10 protein-coding genes are annotated in these 18,884 nt (G+C 44.5%); 9 read left to right on the top strand and 1 reads right to left on the bottom strand.

From position 1 onward, the window contains the following. The first annotated feature begins 222 nt into the window (after window positions 1-222). The 6 genes from DUL71_RS16510 (at window position 223) to DUL71_RS16485 (ending at window position 10,264) form a co-directional block, all read left to right on the top strand. On the top strand, window positions 223-813 hold the full coding sequence (locus tag DUL71_RS16510) for an RNA polymerase sigma-70 factor (RefSeq protein ID WP_114939122.1): 591 nt from the start codon (window positions 223-225) through the stop codon (window positions 811-813). A gap of 134 nt (window positions 814-947) precedes the next feature. Continuing rightward, window positions 948-2,102, top strand: coding sequence for a FecR family protein (locus tag DUL71_RS16505; protein WP_114939121.1), 1,155 nt, complete (start codon window positions 948-950; stop codon window positions 2,100-2,102). A 189-nt stretch (window positions 2,103-2,291) separates the two neighbouring features. Then, the gene (locus DUL71_RS16500) at window positions 2,292-5,807 is read left to right on the top strand and encodes a TonB-dependent receptor (protein WP_244228778.1); all 3,516 of its coding nucleotides are present in this window, start codon (window positions 2,292-2,294) and stop codon (window positions 5,805-5,807) included. Continuing rightward, window positions 5,794-7,737: a RagB/SusD family nutrient uptake outer membrane protein gene (locus DUL71_RS16495; protein ID WP_244228777.1), complete on the top strand. Its 1,944-nt coding sequence runs from the start codon at window positions 5,794-5,796 to the stop codon at window positions 7,735-7,737. Before DUL71_RS16500 ends, DUL71_RS16495 begins: the two co-directional genes overlap by 14 nt. A gap of 46 nt (window positions 7,738-7,783) precedes the next feature. Beyond that, complete coding sequence (locus DUL71_RS16490; RefSeq protein ID WP_114939120.1) at window positions 7,784-9,016, top strand: DUF4959 domain-containing protein; 1,233 nt, start codon at window positions 7,784-7,786, stop codon at window positions 9,014-9,016. Between the two features lie 18 nt (window positions 9,017-9,034). Beyond that, on the top strand, window positions 9,035-10,264 hold the full coding sequence (locus DUL71_RS16485; protein ID WP_114939119.1) for a DUF4998 domain-containing protein: 1,230 nt from the start codon (window positions 9,035-9,037) through the stop codon (window positions 10,262-10,264). 138 nt (window positions 10,265-10,402) lie between these two features. On the opposite strand, the gene DUL71_RS16480 is transcribed toward DUL71_RS16485, so the two are convergent. Beyond that, window positions 10,403-13,174, bottom strand: a complete 2,772-nt coding sequence (locus DUL71_RS16480) for a substrate-binding domain-containing protein (RefSeq protein WP_114939118.1) — start codon at window positions 13,172-13,174, stop codon at window positions 10,403-10,405. Between the two features lie 327 nt (window positions 13,175-13,501). Here DUL71_RS16480 and DUL71_RS16475 point away from each other — a divergent pair, with 327 nt between their 5' ends. The 3 genes from DUL71_RS16475 to DUL71_RS16465 are packed head-to-tail and all read left to right on the top strand — an operon-like array spanning window position 13,502 to window position 18,882. Then, the gene (locus DUL71_RS16475) at window positions 13,502-14,827 is read left to right on the top strand and encodes a sugar porter family MFS transporter (protein WP_114939117.1); all 1,326 of its coding nucleotides are present in this window, start codon (window positions 13,502-13,504) and stop codon (window positions 14,825-14,827) included. Window positions 14,828-14,838: 11 nt separating this feature from the next. Next, window positions 14,839-15,738 (top strand): carbohydrate kinase family protein, encoded by a 900-nt coding sequence (locus DUL71_RS16470; RefSeq protein WP_114939116.1) that lies wholly within the window; start codon window positions 14,839-14,841, stop codon window positions 15,736-15,738. 24 nt (window positions 15,739-15,762) lie between these two features. Further along, window positions 15,763-18,882: a SusC/RagA family TonB-linked outer membrane protein gene (locus DUL71_RS16465; RefSeq protein WP_114939115.1), complete on the top strand. Its 3,120-nt coding sequence runs from the start codon at window positions 15,763-15,765 to the stop codon at window positions 18,880-18,882. The last annotated feature ends 2 nt before the right edge of the window (window positions 18,883-18,884 follow it).

Raw genomic sequence — 18,884 nt, 5'->3', positions numbered from 1 at the left:
CAAGGAATTACAAAGCTTAAGATCCTTAACCCGTGCAAGGGGAATTTTTTACAAACTGCTTGTACCGATAGCTTTTAACACTTAAACCATTGATTTATTGATAATGTTAAAATAGTTTTTTCATTGAAATTATATTGCATATTTGTAACCAGGTTTTGGAACAGTTCCCGCTGTTGACGATACCGGTAACCAATTAGAGCGAGAATCTCCGGAACGGGGCAAATGTCAAAGTACAGTACATATACAGATCAGGAATTAACAGGATTGCTGCAGGCAGATGATCATGATGCCTTTACCGAAATTTACCAGCGGTACTGGAAAAAGATGCTCGGCATTGCCTGGAACCACTGTAAAGATACTGCCGGTGCAAAAGACCTTGTACATGAGGTTTTTTTATCATTATGGGAGCGTCGTGGTACTGTTGAAATCCAAAGTGTCGCTGCCTTTTTAGCCACCGCGGTAAAGTTTAGCGTTTTCAAACATTACCAACAGGAAAAGCGCCGCGCCGACCTCGCTAAAGAAAACTACGAGTTTACGGATATAACCCATGACGAGCACAAGCTCGACGCGCTTTTTCTGCAGGAATATATCAATGGTATTGTTGAGGAAATGCCTGAAAAATGCCGCCTCGTATTCCGCTACAGCCGTGATATGGGTTTAAAAAACAACGAGATTGCCGAAAGGATAGAGATCAGCGAAAAAGGGGTAGAGGCTAACCTTACCCGTGCCCTGAAAATTATTCGCGGCGAGCTGAAAAACTATGGCTGGAGTATAGTTGTGGCTTTGCATACCATCATTTCGCTTTTAAAATAGCATTCCTTAAGATCGCTCATTATTGCGATTTCGCAGCCCTTTTAACTAATCCTGTTAATTCTCAAAAAAAATTAAAAATCCATATAGGGTTGGGTGCTTTTTAATGTACTCACATATATAAGCACCAAAACCAATTGGACCAGGAACGTATCTACATTTTAATTAAAAAGTATCGGGATAACACTGCTACGGCAACCGAGCGTGATGAACTGCTGAAATGGTACCGCGAAAACGCGTACCAGGATGCCGAATTCCCGGAAAGCGAAGAGGCGGTAGGCGAGGCCATGCTTGCACGCCTTAACCGCGAAACCAGGCCGGTTAAAACCAAAGTGCATTACTTTAAGTGGGTTGCGGCGGCATCAGTAGTGCTGATATTAGGCATTGCCGGTGTGTTTGTTTCTAAAATTACCGGTAACAAGGCAGCTACTCAGCAATTGGCTAAAAATGATATTCCGCCTGGTGGTAATAAGGCTATCCTTACCCTGGCCAACGGAAAAAAGATTTCTCTTACCGATGCCGGCAATGGGCAAATAGCCAATCAAAACGGAATAAAGGTAACCAAGGCAGCAAATGGTCAGTTGGTGTATACCATTATTGACCGTTCTGAAAACTTACCGGGTGCGGCCGGCAGTAACCAAATTAACACGTCTGATTTTAACACCATCGAAACGCCAAAAGGCGGCCAGTACCAGGTGGTTTTGCCCGATGGTTCAAAGGTTTGGCTTAATGCTTATACTTCGCTAAAATTTCCTGTAAGTTTTAATAGCCAGAAAGAGCGTCGCGTTGAACTAAGTGGTGAAGCTTATTTTGAAGTTACGCACAACAAGGAGCTGCCTTTCCGTGTGGTAACCAGCCGCCAAACAGTTGAAGTATTGGGTACTCACTTTAATGTTAACGCCTATACTGATGATGCAGTTACCAAAACAACTTTATTACAGGGATCGGTACGGGTTACTGCTGCCGACAGTAAAGTTATATTGATTCCCGGTCAGCAGGCCAGGCTAACCAACACCCTTGATGTAAGCGAGGCCAATACCACCGAAGCCATAGCCTGGAAAAACGGCTATTTCAATTTTGATGACGAAAAGCTGGAAAACATCATGCGCAGCGTATCGCGCTGGTACAATGTAGATGTAGTTTTTGAAGATCAAAGCCTGAAAAAAGAAACCTTTGGCGCCGTAACCACCCGCTTTGCCAATATCACAACCCTGCTAAAAATGATGGAGCAAACCGGCGATGCCAGGTTCAGTATTCAGGGCAATACCATAACCGTAAGCAAGAGAAAATAACCACCCCAATAAACCAATTTAAACTAAACAGAAGAGTATGAGAAAAACCAATACCTACCCATAGCTTATAGCAGATCAGTGGTTTATAAAAAGCAGAACAGAGGCACTTCCGATGCCCCTGCTCCAATCAGCTTTTTAAAGCCCGAATGTAATTGTCGTAACATTTCAACTTAAAACAGCCTTTAACAAATGTATAAAATTTTTACTACAAACATTTGTACGCCTTCGTGCTACCCTAAGAAATTTCTGCTCATCATGAAGATAACGACGTTTATACTCTTCCTGGCATTCATGCAGGCAAGTGCAGCGGTTTTTTCACAAAAAATCACTTATAAACAGAATGATGCAACGTTAAAACAGATATTCAATGAAATAAATAAACAAACCGGCTACAATCTGTTCTGGTCGGCAAAGAGCATAAAAAACGTACCTCCGCTGGATGTTAATTTTCAAAACACCCCGTTGGAAAAGGTGCTGAAGATCAGCCTCAAAAACTCAGCTTTAACTTATACCATCGATGGTAAATCGGTTATTATCAAGGAAGCCGCAGGAGCTAATAACAGTCAAACCGAAAACATAGCTGATATTACCGTAACCGGTACGGTGCGCGATGCAAAAGGCGTAACGCTCCCCGGAGTAAGCATTACCGTGGTGAATGACGCCAAGCGCGGTACGGTGTCCGATAATAATGGCAAGTTCATCCTCGATGTAAAAAGCGGCTCGGTGATCCGGGTGTCGTTTATTGGCTTTGTTACGCAAACCTTTACTGTAACTCCCGACAATAAACTGTTTAATGTTGTTTTGGTTGAGGATGTGAGGCAGGCCGAAGAGGTAGTAATTACGGCTTACGGTAAAAAGGAACGTAAGGAAGCCATTGTTGGTTCGGTTACTACCATTAAACCTGCCGAGCTGAAGATTCCTGCGAGCAATTTAACCACGGCGCTGGCCGGCCAGGCGGCGGGGATAATCGCCTTTCAGGGTACAGGACAACCGGGACAGGATAATGCCCAGTTCTTTATCAGGGGGGTAACAACCTTTGGCTATAAGGTTGACCCGCTGATCCTGATCGACAACATCGAGCTTACCACCAATGATCTTGCCCGTTTGCAGGTTGACGACATCGCCAGCTTTTCCATCTTGAAAGACGCGAGTGCCACCGCCCTATACGGTGCACGCGGTGCCAACGGTGTAATTTTAGTGGCTACTAAGCAAGGTAAGATAGGAAAACCGCAGATCAGTTTCCGCGCAGAAAACTCGGTATCGCAAAATACGCAATCGCTTAAAATTGCTGATCCTATCACTTATATGAAGCTTTACAATGAGGCTACTTTATCGCGCGATCCGTATCAGCCAACGCCATTTGATCCTGATAAGATCATCAACACACAAAATACTTTGGCTAAAGGCCCGGGCTATAATCCTTATGTATATCCTGCTGTGGACTGGTTGGGTTTGTTGTTGAAAAAACGCACATCAACCCAAAGGGGTAACCTGAGCGTTAGCGGCGGTACGCCGTTTGCCCGTTACTACGTTGCCGGTTCATACAATGTTGACCACGGTAACCTGGCGGAAGACGCTGCCAATAACAATAGTAACAACATTAAATTTACCAATTACCAGTTACGCTCAAACGTAAACCTTAATCTTACCAAAACTACCGAAGCTATTCTACGTTTTTCGGGTACTTTTAGCGATTATAATGGTCCGCTTACTACCGATGGTTCATTTAATTCCGACGTTTATAAAATTGCCTTGCACACCAGCCCGGTGTTGTTCCCGGCCTACTTCCCGGCCGATTCGGCAAACCGCGATACCAAACACATTTTGTTTGGTGCCCCTGCAGATCCGGGTGTGCCATATAACAACCCTTACGCTTTGTTGCTCAGGGGCCACAAAACTTCGTCCGAGTCGCGGGTACTGGCGCAGATTGAGTTAAACCAGGGTTTGAACTTTATTACCAATGGCCTTAATTTTCATGGTATTTTCAGCGCTAACAGGTATTCGTATTTTGATACCAATTTGGCTTATAAGCCTTTTTACTACAATGTGGGCAGTTATGACAAAACCAGTAACACCTACTCGTTAACCTGGTTAAACCAAAAGCCCGGTGATGCCATTGAATACCTGGAGTACTTTCCCGGAACGCCAACAATCAGCAACCAGGTTTACCTGCAGGGCAACTTTGATTATGCCCGGCAGTTTGGCGATCATAACGTTTCGGCAACAATGGTGTTAACCCGTCAGCAAACGGTTTATTCAAATGCCATCAATCCGGTAACTCACCAACCCGATTTGCAATATGCCTTACCGCACCGTAACCTTGGTTTGGCGGGACGTGCCGGTTATAACTATAAAAGCAAATACTTTTTGGAGTTTAACTTCGGCTACAACGGCTCTGAAAGGTTCTCTACCGAGCACCGTTACGGCTTTTTTCCAACCATTGGCGGCGGCTGGCTGGTATCCGGCGAAAAATTCTTTGAGCCGCTGCTTGATATCTTTACCAGGGTAAAAGTACGCGGCAGCTATGGTTTGGTGGGTAACGATGCCATAAGCGACAGGCGTTTCTTTTACGCGTCAAACGTAAACCTTAATGGCGGTGCTTATGCAGCCTTTGGTACAAATGCGGGCTATGCGCATAACGGTGCCACAATCCTTAACTACTCTGACCCTAATGTAACCTGGGAAACTTCAAAACAGGCAAACCTTGCGCTGGAAATGACCTTGTTCAAGAACCTGAATATAACGGCCGAATTTTATAATTATAACAGGTACAATATCCTGCAAAAACGCTCATACATTCCAAGTACTTCAGGGCTTGAGGCCGATATTTATGCCAACTTAGGAAAGGCAAATTCAAAAGGTATCGATCTTTCTTTTGATTACAAACAAAATATCAGCAGTTCATGGATAGTTTCTGGCCGTGGTAACTTTACGCTGGCAACCGATAAATATACTTATTACGAAGAGCCGAATTATCCCGAAGCTTATCGCCATTTTGTAGGTCAGCCAATTCGTATCGGATACGGCTACATTGCCGATAGGTTATTTGTTGACGATGCTGAAGCCGCCGCGTCGCCTACCCAGATCTTTTCAACTACCGGTAAAGCGCCAAGGGGCGGGGATATCAAATACCGCGACCTAAACGGCGATGGTATTATTGATAACCGGGATCAAACCTTTATTGGCTATCCGCAGGTTCCGGAAATTGTTTACGGTTATGGTGTATCCGCCCAATACAAAAACTTTGACCTTTCAGCATTTTTCCAGGGGCAGGCAAGGGTTTCATTTTTTGTTGACCCTAACCAGGTTAGCCCTTTTGTGCAAAGTACCGAGGATTACATTTATGGTAATACCCAGCTGCTGCAACAATTTGCAGATAGTCACTGGAGCGAGGAGCACCAGGACCTGTATGCCACTTACCCTCGTTTGGGAACAACCCGTAACATCATCGAAAACAATTTGCAGCCAAGTACCTGGTGGTTGCGCAACGGCGCGTTTATGCGGCTTAAATCGGCAGAGTTTGGGTATACCTTGCCAACGTCGGTTTCAAAGCGGCTTGGCCTGCGCAGTTTGAGGTTGTATGTTAACGGCCTTAACCTCATTACCTGGAGCTCATTTAAACTCTGGGATCCGGAGCTGGGCAGTTACGGGTTTAACTATCCTATCCAGAAGGTGTATAACATTGGTTTGAATGTTAATTTATAAGGAGATGAAGAGTATCATGAAATTTAACTATAAACATATTGGCTTATTACTTTTAATGGTATTAAGCGGCTCATGCAAAAAATACCTTGACGTTGTTCCGCCTGATGTGGGCACAATTGACTATGCTTTCAGGAGTAAAAACGAAGCTGAAAACTATCTTTTTACCTGTTATTCATCTGTTCAGCAATTGAATGACCTGAACAGGAGTGCCGGTTTTACCACTTCCGGCGAGATCATTTTTCCGCTTAACCTGGCCAATAATCCTTTGGATATTACCGGGTATACATTGATCACCGGCACTCAGAATGTTGGCGAACCGGGTTTAAACTTCTGGGATGGCAGGGCTAACGGCACAGCCATGTTTGTGGCCATAAGACGATGCAATACCATGCTCGAAAACATCAATAAACCGGCCGATTTAACTGCGGTTGAGAAAAAGCGATGGATTGCCGAAACTAAATTTCTGAAGGCTTATTACCATTACTACCTGATGCGGATGTATGGGCCGATCCCAATCATCGATGTCAACTTGCCTGTTGAGGCTTCAACCGCCGAGGTTAAAGTTAAGCGCCAGCCGGTTGATGATGTGGTTAACTATATTGTTGGTTTGCTTGATCAGGCTATTCCGGATCTGCCTCCAACTATTGACAATCCGGCTAAAGAACTGGGCAGGATAACCCAACCCGCTGCCGCCGCCATTAAAGCAGAGGTGTTGATGACAGCTGCAAGCCCTTTATTTAACGGCAATCCTGATTATGCCAATTTTAAAGATAAAAGCGGCAAAAACCTTTTCCCGACATCATTTGATGCTACCAAATGGCAAAAAGCAGCCGCTGCTTGTAAAACCGCCATCGATTATTGTGAGGCAGCTGGCTTGCATTTAAATACCAATTTTGTGCCTGCGCCAGGTGTTTCAAATTTGCCCGATTCATTAAAAAGGGTGTTAACCTGCCAAAACGCGCTAACGCAAAAATGGGATACTAATCCTGAGTTGATCTGGTCGCTGAGTAATATCTGGCACGGGCAGGAGTATTGCATACCCCGGTTAACCCAAAAGGCCAATCAAAACGATAACCAGAACCCGGCTTATTACGCGGTGCCTATTTCAACTACCGAGTTGTTTTATACCAATAAAGGTGTACCTATTGATGAAGATACAAACTGGGATTATGCAGATCGTAACCAATTGCGTACCGGCGATGCCGCGAACTTTTTCTACATAAAGCAGGGCTACCAAACCGTCAAAGCTCATTTTGATCGCGAGCCGCGCTTTTACGGCAGTATAGGTTTTGATGGCGGAATCTGGTTTGGTGATGGGATCCTGGACGCGAAAATTGCGCACTATGTACCTGCACGTGGTGTTACTTCGCTTGCCGGTCCTAAAACACTGCAAAAATCAAATATAACCGGTTACTGGCCTAAAAAGCTGGCCAACTACCTTACCGTATATGATGATGGCTTTAACTGGACAGATTTTTCAATGCCGGTTATGCGCATGGCGGGTTTATACTTGTTGTATGCCGAGGCATTGAATGAAGTAAATGGCCCTACTGCCGAGGCGATATCTTATGTGGATAGGATCAGGGCGCGTGCCGGTTTGGATGGTGTTGTTAATTCATGGGCAGCTTATTCAAAAAATCCGTCGAAACCAACAACTAAAGAGGGTTTAAGATCTATCATTCACCAGGAGCGCCGCATTGAGCTTTGTTTTGAAGGCCAGAGCGGCTGGGACCTTCGCCGTTGGAAGGAGTTACAGGGAGTATTAAGCACCCCGCTAACAGGCTGGAGTATTTACGAAGAACAAGCCATTAACTATTACCGTGCCCGCAACGTGGAGATCCCGGTATTTAACACCAGGGATTACCTGTGGCCTATCTGGAATAACTCCATTGTGGTGAACGACAATCTTGTTCAAAACCCCTACTGGTAGGATTTAACTGGTTTTTAATTGGATAAATAATTAACGAAGAGATATTATGAGCTATAATCATATAAAGCCTGTACACTTTTTATGTGTGCTGGCGCTTTTAACAACATGCTTATTTTCATGTTCAAAAAGCGATAACTATAAACTTCCTGAAAGTACCGATAAAACGAAGCCCGGCGTTGTAACCAACGTTAAAGTGCGCAATTTTAATGGCGGTGCTGTTTTAACCTATACTTTGCCATCGTCACAAAACCTGCTTTATATAGTTGCCGATTATAATATTAATGGCACCACCACAAGGCAAACCAAATCCAGCTATTTTTTGGATACAATTAGGGTGGATGGCTTTCAAAGCACTAAGGATTACACGGTTACCCTGCATGCGGTAACAAGAGCTAATGTAGAATCGGACCCGGTTACGGTTACCGTTCATCCGGATACTCCTTATTACCAGCTTATCCGGAAAAAACTTAACATAGCAGCCGATTTTGGCGGGATCCATTTATCAACGATTAATAAAGATAAAAGGCCAATAGGCATAAATGTGATCACTATTGATCCGGCCGATAATAAATTCAACATTAAAGACAGGCACTTTACCAGTACTGATACCATAAGCTACGCGGTAAGGGGATTTAGTACTACGCCTGCAAAATTTGGCGCCTTCGTAACCGATCAGTTCGGTAATGCATCTGATACTTTGTTGGTTACCCTAACGCCTTTATATGAAGAAATACTTGATAAAAGCAAGTTTTTCCAATACCTCACACCAAGCGATGCCTATATAGGCTATGGCGGTATCCTGCCATATTTATGGGATGGCTTTACCAAGGAAGTTGGCGGTGCCGCGCCTTGGCAAACTACGATTGGGCCGGTACAAAAACTGGTGCAGGGCACATTTGGCGTAGGCCGGAGCTATAAGCTGAGCCACTTTGTGATGTGGCCGAGAGGGTATGGTTATGCAAATCCTAAAGTATTCAGCATTTGGGGATCAAATAAAGATAACCCTGCCGATGCTGTTACGCCAGGTGGCAAACCAGCAGGTACCGTCAGCGGCGATTGGACAGTGTTAGGTACCTTCCGTTTCCCAGACCCACCGTCGGGCCTGCCGCAGGGGCAAACCAACTCCGCCGACCAGGCCTTTGTTGAAGCCGGTGTAAACTTTGATGTGCCGTTTAATAGCCCGCCGGCAAAATATCTGCGGGTTGTGGTAAGCGAAACCTGGTTTGGGTTAGACTATACCTACATTGAAGAAATGTCTTTTTACGGAATCCCTCAATAATTTTTAAGCGACAAACAAATGAAGATCAACATAAAAAATATAACATGGCTGCTGTTATTGCTGACCGTGTGGGGCTGCTCAAAAAAGAACGAAAATTATAAGGAGCTGATAAAGGGCGGCGAGATCTATTACCCCGGTGTAATTGCTAATGCCAATTACAGGGCAGGTAAACTGCGTACCCAACTGGTATGGAACCCAAGCCCCGATCCCAAAATTGTTAAATACAAGGTTTACTGGAACAACAAGCAGGATTCATTAATTGTAAATGCTACGAGCCATGACCCGCTTGATACGGTAAAAGTAATTGTATCAAACCTTACAGAGGGCACCTATAACTTCAGCATAAATTCTGTTGATAGTGATGGGCATATCTCTATTTCAAAAACCATTAACGGGGTTAGGGTTTACGGCGCTATTTACGCTGGTGGTATTTTTAATCGTGGCTATAACGCCGATAACCCATTTACGGTTGATATCACAACCGGTGTTGTTAAGTTGAATTTCAACCAGATTACGCTCGATTCGGTAACCGTAAACACTAAAACGGTGATCACCTACATTGATAATGCCGGTAAAACGCAAACCACACTGCTCAAACCTACCGATTCGATAGTGACCATTAATGACTTCAAGTTTGGTACCGATGTTACTTATCAGTCAAGCTACCTGCCTTTCAGAGGGGCTATTGATACTTTTACCGTTGCCGCTCCTACGCTTTTCCCAAGGGTTAGGCGTATCGGCGATATCACGTCATTGTATATCAAAAATGCAGGCTATCCTTTTCAACGGGGCGATAATGGCACTAACAAATGGGGCACGCCAAAGGATTGGCAGTACAACAGCAATGTGTTGAACCAGGATGGCGGCAAAGGCGGCGGCTGGTCATGGGATAATAACGGCTGTATCCATTTTGAATCAAAAGACTGGGGCGGCGATGGCGTAAATAATGGTAAGGTTTATCAAACCATTACCTTACCCGCAGGTAGTTACGCGCTCGATATTGAAACTGTCGGATATGGAGGTACCCTTACTGCCAACGAAATAGTAGCTGTTGGTAACAGTTTGCCGGATATCACTAATCTGGGTAGCCCGCTGGCTATTTATAAAGGCGATCAGAATAATATTGGCGGTACACATACGCTTAACTTCACCCTTTCGGCAACAACTACGGTTACTATTGGTTGGGTGGTTAATACACAGTCATATACGTACCTGCAGTTTAAGGGCGTTAAGCTGAGAAGTTTATGATCCGATTTATCAATTATTGCCTTGCGTTCTGCTTTTAAGTATACACACAGGGTACTATAAAAACGCAAAAGGCCGCACACTATGCGGCCTTTTGCGTTTTGCATCTGGCTCCTCTCACACTACCGAAAGTTTTAACAGTTATTTTGTTGTTTTATACTCTGATGGTGGGCAACCATATTTTGCCTTGAATGCCGTTGAGAAATAATTCGGGCTCGAAAAACCCACCTTGTAAGTAACCTCGGCAATGCTCAGGTTTTCGTTAATGAGTAAATAGCTTGCTTTTTTTAACCGGCGGTTCAGGATATATTCATTTACAGTACAGCCCAACAGTGCTTTTATTTTGCGGTATAGCTGGATCCTTGAAATGCCGATAAGTTTGCAAATATCCTCAACGCTGAAGTTTTCATTCGCGATGTTCTTTTCAACGATGCCCGCAAAATCATTAATGAATTTTTTATCCAGTGTTTTAGCCGCTGTCAGCTTTTCGGGGCCAGTTATATCGCTCGAATAATGATCCCTCAATATTTTCCGGTTTTTCAACAAGTTTTGTACACCGGCCAACAGGTAATCAAAATTGAATGGTTTGGATATATAAAGATCGGCGAGGGAGTGCATGCCCGAAATTTTTTGCTCGTCGCTGCTCTGCGCCGTAAGCAGTATAACCGGTATGTGCGAGGTGCGGAGATCGGTTTTTAAACGCTGTACAATTTCCTTGCCCGAATATCCCGGTAACACCACATCCGAAATAATAATATCGGGTACTTTTTCATAAGCCTGCGTGAATGCCTGGTTGCCATCGCCAGCAGTAAATACCTCAAAATGATCGCTGAACTTTTGATGCAGGTATTGAAGCAGATCGGGATTATCTTCAACAAGCAGAATTGATATTTCCTTTGGTTCAGTACTCAGGTCTATCTCCAGGTCGGTTTGCAGGTTGTCGATATCTGCCTGGTATGCTTTTGATTGCTCGTCCATATCCGGCCATATTTCCTTGCTTTCCGTTTTTTCGTTATTGTTCAAATGAGCATCGCCCAATGGCAGGGTTATTTTAAAGGTGGTGCCTTCCCATTTTTTTGTTACAACCTCGATGCTACCATGGTGCAGCAGGATAATTTCTTTTGACAGCGATAAACCGATACCCGATCCAACACGCGGTGCGTTGTCGGCCTGGTAAAACTGATCGAATATGAGCGCGGCGTCTTCTTCGGAAATACCGACGCCATTGTCCTGGATCTCTATATAAACAAAGTCCTTATCCCTGCGGATGTAGACTTTTACCGCTCCCTCGCCCGATATAAACTTAATAGCGTTTGAAAACAGGTTGAAGAAAACCTTATCAAGCATGTTCACATCAAACCATACAGGAATATTCTTTTCTGTAGGTACCAGGTAAAACTGGATCTTTAATTTTTTAGCATGGAACCTGAAGCTCTCAATAATATCACGTACATAGGCAACAATATTATTTTCTGATGCTTTGATCGTGTTTTTATCTACCTCGATTTTTCGGTAATCGATAAGCTGGTTAACCAGCTTCAATAGCCTGAACGCGTTTTGGTTAACCATTTTTAAGCCGTTACCTGCTACGTCGCTGAGCCTTTCATCTTTCAGCATATCATTAAGCGGGGAGAGCATCAGCGTTAACGGTGTACGGAACTCATGCGTAACGTTGGTGAAAAAATTGAGCCGGGCCTCGGTTGCAGCTTGTGCCCTGGCCGACATTTCGATCAGCTGATTACGCTGTAACTGGATCTCGTTATTTTTAGCTTCAAGGCTTTTATTGATCTTCCTGTTCTCCATGAGGGAGTAGAAAGCCAGGCCGCCCAAAACAATAGCCATCACCAGTAAAATAACAATGATGTTGAGCACCACCTGCTGGCTTTTATACACTAACTGTTGCTCTTTAAGCAGGCTCTGCTGCTGAATGATGTCATTTTGCTGGCTGTTTATTTTATTAACCTGCATTTTCATCAGCTGCACGTTGGTTGAGTCGATAACCAGCGACTGCAATATATTTTCGCGCAGGAAAGGTTCTTTGTTGAGTATTTTAAAGGCGGTTACAATGGCTTCTTTGCCGCTTGTAGGGTAAACTAAACTGGCGTTAATTAATTTATTATCAACCATCTCCATGCCGCCTCCAATGCCGGGTAGGGCATCAACACCAATTACAGTAACCGGCTTTACAGAGTTTATAGTGTTAAGCACAGTGCGTGATCCCAAAGCCATGTTATCATTATGGGCGAAGATGGCGTTTACATTGCTTAACTGATCTTTGATTTTTAATAGCTGCTTTTCGGCATTTGCCTTGAGCCAATCGCCGTAAATTTTAGTTTTTACGTGGATATTCGGGAACTGTTTAACACCGTCCATAAAACCGCGGTCTCTTTCAATGGCAGGCGATGAACCCGGTAACCCCATAACCTCAACCAGGTTAAGATTACCTTTGTGTGTAGTACCTAAATAATGACCAGCCAGTTTGCCCAGTTCATAATTATCGGCCCCTATATAAGCTGTATATAATGATGATGAAGTTTTTCTGTCGATAATAATTACCGGGATATTGTTTTGGTAAGCCTCGTCAACAATAGGGGTAAGGGGTTGTGCCTCGTTGGGTGATATGATGAGCAAGTCTATTTTATCCTGAAGCATTTTTGATACCTGGCTTACCTGCGTTTTGCTGTCGCCATGGGCATCTGCGTAAATGAAATTTACACCGGGATGCAATGACAGCTCGGTTTTCATTTCGTTGAGCATGGTTTTACGCCACAGGTCAAGACCGGTACATTGCGAAAAGCCAATGGTATAGGTTTGGTTTTTAGGCGCCTTGTTACAGCCCAGGTTGCTTACGGCTACCAGGAACAAACACAATAACAAGCCCGATAAATGAACAAGGCGGTTTTGCTGATACATGTTAACGAAATAAAGGTTTACACAGGTAATAATTGGTTGGAATGGCTTCCAGCATCAAAATTAGGGATAATGTATTCAACCCAACAAATGTTGTACTGACATTTTTACGAAAGGACAATGCCGCTTATGGTACAATAACGAAGAATTGATGATACAGAATTGGAAGTACCCGGTAATTTAACCCGATGTTTCTTAATAACTGATTGATTATTAGTTATTTAAATTAAATAACGATTTCAAACGTTTTTGATACTATTTCGCTATCGCTGCCAGGCGGTACGGCAATATTTTGCGGCCAGTTAAACCAATTATAATAAACAACTATTTATGAATAAACATTCCGTCCTGGCGTGGTCCATGGTCGTAGCCCTTGGCGGCTTCTTGTTTGGCTTTGATACGGCTGTAATTTCCGGGGCCGAAAAATCAATCCAGCAGTTCTGGCATCTTTCTGTTTTTGAGCATGGGCTTACCATTTCAATAGCCTTAATAGGCACCGTTATAGGCTCTTTACTGGGGGCGCGTCCCTCAGATATTTTCGGGCGGAAAAATACCTTATACTTTGTGGCCGCGGCTTACCTGATATCATCGCTGGGTACAGCATTGGCTGATAACTGGTATGTTTTTTTAGTTTTCAGGCTGTTGGGTGGCCTTGGTGTAGGCGTATCATCAGTAACCGCGCCTATTTACATTTCCGAAGTTTCGCCCGCCGACCGCCGTGGCCGTTTGGTTGGGCTGTTTCAATTCAATGTAGTATTGGGTATCCTCATCTCGTATTTATCTAATTACCTGCTCAGCCAGGGCGGTGATGCTTCATGGCGATGGATGTTGGGCGTACAGGCGCTTCCTTCATTATTATTTATCGTGCTGATCTATTTTATACCCGAAAGTCCGCGCTGGCTTATCCTTAAAAAAGGGGAAACTACCAGGGCTTTGGAGATTTTGCGCATCATTAACCCGCTTGATTGCGAGCAGGAACTTGCAGCCATCCAGGCCTCTAATCTGCATGACAGCGCTGCCGATACCAGTCTTTTTTCGGGCCAATACAAAACACCTGTTATCCTGGCGGTATTGTTTGCATTTTTTAACCAGGTTTCGGGCATCAATGCCATCATTTATTATGCGCCGCGCATTTTTGAAATGGCAGGCCTCGGTGCGCATTCATCATTGCTTTCAACCGTGGGGATAGGGATGGTGAATTTTATATTCACCTTGCTGGGCATCAATATTATTGATAAAGTTGGTCGGCGCACGCTGATGTTGGTTGGCTCATTCGGCCTTATCATATCCCTCTTTTTAGTAGCCATAACATTTTACTCCGGGCATTTCAATGGTTTCGCCATTCCCATGTATATGATGGTATTCATCGCTTTCTTCGCTTTTTCGCAAGGGGCCGTGATTTGGGTATTTATATCCGAGATTTTTCCTAACCAGGTTAGGGCCAAGGGACAAACGCTCGGCAGCTCAACCCATTGGATCATGGCTGCAATCATAGCGTTTTGTTTCCCTTACCTCGCCGAGTCGCTTGGCGGCGCTGTTACCTTCTCTTTTTTCTGTGTGATGATGGTATGTCAACTGGTTTTTGTGTGGCGGTTTATGCCCGAAACCAAAGGTCGCTCGCTGGAGCAGATTGAAACTAATATGGTTATGCACTAATCCCTGAAGCCATGAATGAAGTTCAAAACAATCATCACGCCATTTGCTACGGAGAAATACTTTGGGATGTACTACCTGATGGCCCGCAGCCCGGTGGCGCGCCGCTTAACGTGGCCTATCATTTAAATAAACTGGGTGTAAGCACCGGTATTATTAGTAAAGTAGGTGAGGATATCAACGGATATCAGCTTATAAAGCTACTGGAAAAGTGGGGGATAGGACAGGGCCTGCTTCAGCACGATAGTGAATATGACACCAGTGAGGTCCGGGTGATCCTGAATGAGGAGAATGATGCCTCGTACGAAATATTATACCCCGTTGCCTGGGACTTTATCAATAAAGATGATAAGACAGCCAATGAAGTTAATGAAGCCTCTTTCCTGGTGTACGGAAGTTTATCGTCCCGCAATAAAACCTCGCGTGATACCCTATCTGAGTTGCTGGAAACCGGGGCAACCAAGGTGCTGGATATTAACATGCGCGAACCTTATGTAAAAAAGGAGATCTTGAAAGAACTGCTGCACAAGGCCGACATCGTGAAATTCAACCTTTCGGAACTAAGGCGCTGCAATACACTTTTCGGGAGCCAATTTACCGGGGAACAGGATCAGATCACGTTTTTGCAGGAAACCTTTAACATACCGGAAATAGTTGTCACCAAAGGCGAAGCCGGTGCTTGCTATTATTCAAGATCGGGTTATTATTATGCCGCCTGCCCGCCGGTTAGGGTGGTAGACACCATTGGCAGCGGTGATGCTTTTTTAGCCGCATTCATTGCCGGTTTGCATCATGGTTTTACGCCACAGGAAGTCATCAATAACGCTGCCGCCATGGGCGCATTTGTAGCCACAAAGAAAGGAGGTTGCCCCGAATACCAGACCGCCGATTTCTTAAAATTCAAAAGCCAATAAATTTTTAACCAAAATAAATCTATAATGAGAAAACTATTACTAACCTGCTGTATCATGCTTATGATAGCAATAAGCAGCTACGCACAGGTCCGGACAATTTCCGGCACTGTGACCGACAAAGCCTCCGTTCCGCTGGAGGCAGTTACCGTAACGGTAGAAGGCGGCAAATCATCAACCCTAACGGATGCCAAGGGTAAATTCAGCGTTCAGGCTTCTGTAGGCCAAACCCTTAAATTCTCGTACGTAGGCAGCAAAGCCATAACTGTTGTTATTAAAAATACCGAGAATTTAAGCGTAGTGCTTGACCTTGGAGCCAATGATCTTAATGAGGTAGTGGTTACCGGCTATACCGCCGAGCGAAAGAAAGACCTCACCGGCGCTGTAACTGTAGTGAAAATGGCCGATATTCAGAATATCCCGGCAGGTAACCCGATAAAAGCCTTGCAGGGCAGGGTACCAGGCCTAACCGTTACCCAGGATGGTTCGCCAAACGGCTCGGTAACCGTAAGGATGCGCGGCCAAACTACGCTCAACATCAGCAGCGACCCTTTATATGTGATTGACGGAATCCCAACGCAGCGCGGCCTGCAGGAGATTAACCAGAACGACGTGGAGTCGATCCAGGTTTTGAAGGATGCATCGGCGGCAAGTATCTATGGTTCAAGGGCTGCCGCGGGCGTAGTTATTGTGACTACCAAAAAAGGCAAGAACGGAACCAAAAGGATCGATGTTGATGCTTCTACTTCAATTCAATATTACAATAGCAAGATCTCGGTTTTAAATACCGAGCAACATGGTCGTGCGTACTGGCAGGCTGTAGTGAATGACGATTTGTTTGGCCCTGCCGCTGCAAATCCTTATGATCCGTCAACAACCAACGGCGTGTATAAATACGACTGGAACAAGGACTATAAAAATCCGGTTTTAAATAAAGTAATTATCCCTGAGTTTGTAGATGCTGCCAAAACCATGCGGTCGGCAAATACGAGCTGGTTTGATGAAATTTCGCAGCCATCGGTTTTACAGCAGTACAATATAGCTGCATCTAATGGCGGGCCAAATGGTACCTCTTTCCTTTCTTTAGGTTATTTTGATAACCAGGGTATCATCAAAAAAACAAGGAGCCAAAAAGTAACGGCCCGTGCCAATGTTGATTATAACTTCTTTAACGGTCGTTTAAAGATTGGTGAAAACCTGAACGCTACCTACTTTAAAGACGCTATACTGCCAACCGGTGATATTACCAATCTTTCTATCATCGAAAACCCGATAATCCCGGTACACACCTTTAATGGTGGCTGGGGCGGCCCCGTTGCAGGCATGGATGACCGCCAGAACCCGGTAAGGCTTATTTATGATAACCAGCAAAACCACAACAATTTTGGCAGGATCCTGAGCAGCACCTATATCGATCTGAATATCTTGCCGGGTTTGAACTTTAAAACAAGTTTTGACGTGGATTATGCCGGTAGTTATTATAGAACCCTGCTGAAACCATACCAGTCGGGCTTTTTATCAAGCACCATTGCGCAGGTTAATACCGATTTTGACTACAGCGGTTCGCTCACCTGGCAAAATATATTAACCTATGATGTTACCCTGCACAACAAGCATAAGATCAATGCCTTGTTAGGTGCCGAAAGTATCAATAACCACAACCAGGGCTTTAACGCCAGTGCACAGGGTTTGGCAGTTGCCGATATTGATTACGCTTATCTTACCCAGGGTACTTCAAGCATCCTGGCAAATGGTAGCGGAAACGCTGATGCGCTGCAATCATATTTTGCTAAAGTAAACTATACCTACAACGATAAATACCTGTTGTCGGGTACCATCAGAAGGGACGGTTCAAGTAAGTTTGGCGCCAACAACAGGTATGCTTATTTCCCGGCGGCATCAGCAGGCTGGCGCATTAGCCAGGAGAAGTTTATGAAAGCTATACCTGCAATATCTGATTTAAAACTGCGCTACAGCTGGGGGCAAACCGGTAACCAGAGTATTCCTGCATATGCAACCTATTCTCTGTTCCAATCCATCTACGCTACAGACCTTACCTGGAACCCAAGCGCAGGCAGCGCCTATGACATTGACGGTCGTGGAACAGGCACCCTGCCATCGGGCTTTACGGCTACCCAAACCGGTAACCCTGATCTGAAATGGGAAACCACCACACAATCAAACTTTGGTATTGATTTCGGTTTGTTCGGCAGCGCCATCACCGGTTCATTAGATTACTATATCAAAAACACCAAGAACATTTTATTGAACCCACCATACTTAGGTGTTGTAGGTGAGGGTGGAAACGAGTGGATCAACGGCGCTTCACTTCAAAATAAGGGTATCGAAGCCATCATATCTTACAGCAAGCAAATCAATAATGACCTGTCGATAGCGTTAACCGGTAATATATCGCATAACGCACTCAAAATTACTTACCTGCCTAATAATGCTATTATTGGTTACCCCGGCAACGGCACAACCAACACCATCATTGGCCGTACGCCACATTCTTTTTATGGCTGGGTAGCCGAAGGCTTATTTACAACACAGGCCGAGGTTGATAATTCGCCTGAGCAGCCGGGCAAAGGTTTAGGACGTATCCGTTATGCCGATTTGGACGGCAACGGTGTAGTTGATAACAACGACCAGAAATACATCGGCACATCTGACCCTGATTTTGTTTACGGCTTAAATACTACTATCAACTATAAAAACTTCGATCTGTCGTTCTTCTTCCAGGGTGTGAAAGGCGGCGTGGTTTCTAACAGCTATAAAAGCTTAACAGATTTTACTTCGCTTGCACCGGGTGCCAACTGGGGTACCAGGGTACTTGACGCGTGGACACCACAAAACCCAACTTCAACTATTCCTGCTTTGTCAATGGCCGGCGCCAATAACGAAGGGCGTTCATCAACGTACTTCCTGGAGTCGGGCAGCTACCTTAAGCTCAGGAATGTACAATTGGGTTACGATCTCAAAAACGCGCTTAAGAAATTGAAGCTGTCACGAGCAAAAATTTATGTTCAGGCTTCAAACCTGCTTAGGTTCAAAAGCTCATCGTATACGGCGCCCGATCCGGAAAATCCCGGTAATGCTTACCCAATTCCGGTTGTTACCACCATCGGCATCAATTTATCATACTAATC

Source organism: Mucilaginibacter endophyticus, from assembly GCF_003351025.1.
In the GTDB taxonomy this organism is placed as follows: Bacteria; Bacteroidota; Bacteroidia; order Sphingobacteriales; family Sphingobacteriaceae; genus Mucilaginibacter; species Mucilaginibacter endophyticus.
Note: the sequence above shows the minus strand (reverse complement) of the source record. Positions and strands in the feature narration are given on the sequence as shown.

Coding starts and splice junctions, on each gene's coding strand:
- DUL71_RS16475 (WP_114939117.1), top strand. CDS start 13,502: ATGAATAAACATTCCGTCCTGGCGTGGTCCATGGTCGTAGCCCTTGGC.
- DUL71_RS16500 (WP_244228778.1), top strand. CDS start 2,292: ATGTATAAAATTTTTACTACAAACATTTGTACGCCTTCGTGCTACCCT.
- DUL71_RS16465 (WP_114939115.1), top strand. CDS start 15,763: ATGAGAAAACTATTACTAACCTGCTGTATCATGCTTATGATAGCAATA.
- DUL71_RS16480 (WP_114939118.1), bottom strand. CDS start 13,174: ATGTATCAGCAAAACCGCCTTGTTCATTTATCGGGCTTGTTATTGTGT.
- DUL71_RS16485 (WP_114939119.1), top strand. CDS start 9,035: ATGAAGATCAACATAAAAAATATAACATGGCTGCTGTTATTGCTGACC.
- DUL71_RS16490 (WP_114939120.1), top strand. CDS start 7,784: ATGAGCTATAATCATATAAAGCCTGTACACTTTTTATGTGTGCTGGCG.
- DUL71_RS16495 (WP_244228777.1), top strand. CDS start 5,794: ATGTTAATTTATAAGGAGATGAAGAGTATCATGAAATTTAACTATAAA.
- DUL71_RS16510 (WP_114939122.1), top strand. CDS start 223: ATGTCAAAGTACAGTACATATACAGATCAGGAATTAACAGGATTGCTG.
- DUL71_RS16470 (WP_114939116.1), top strand. CDS start 14,839: ATGAATGAAGTTCAAAACAATCATCACGCCATTTGCTACGGAGAAATA.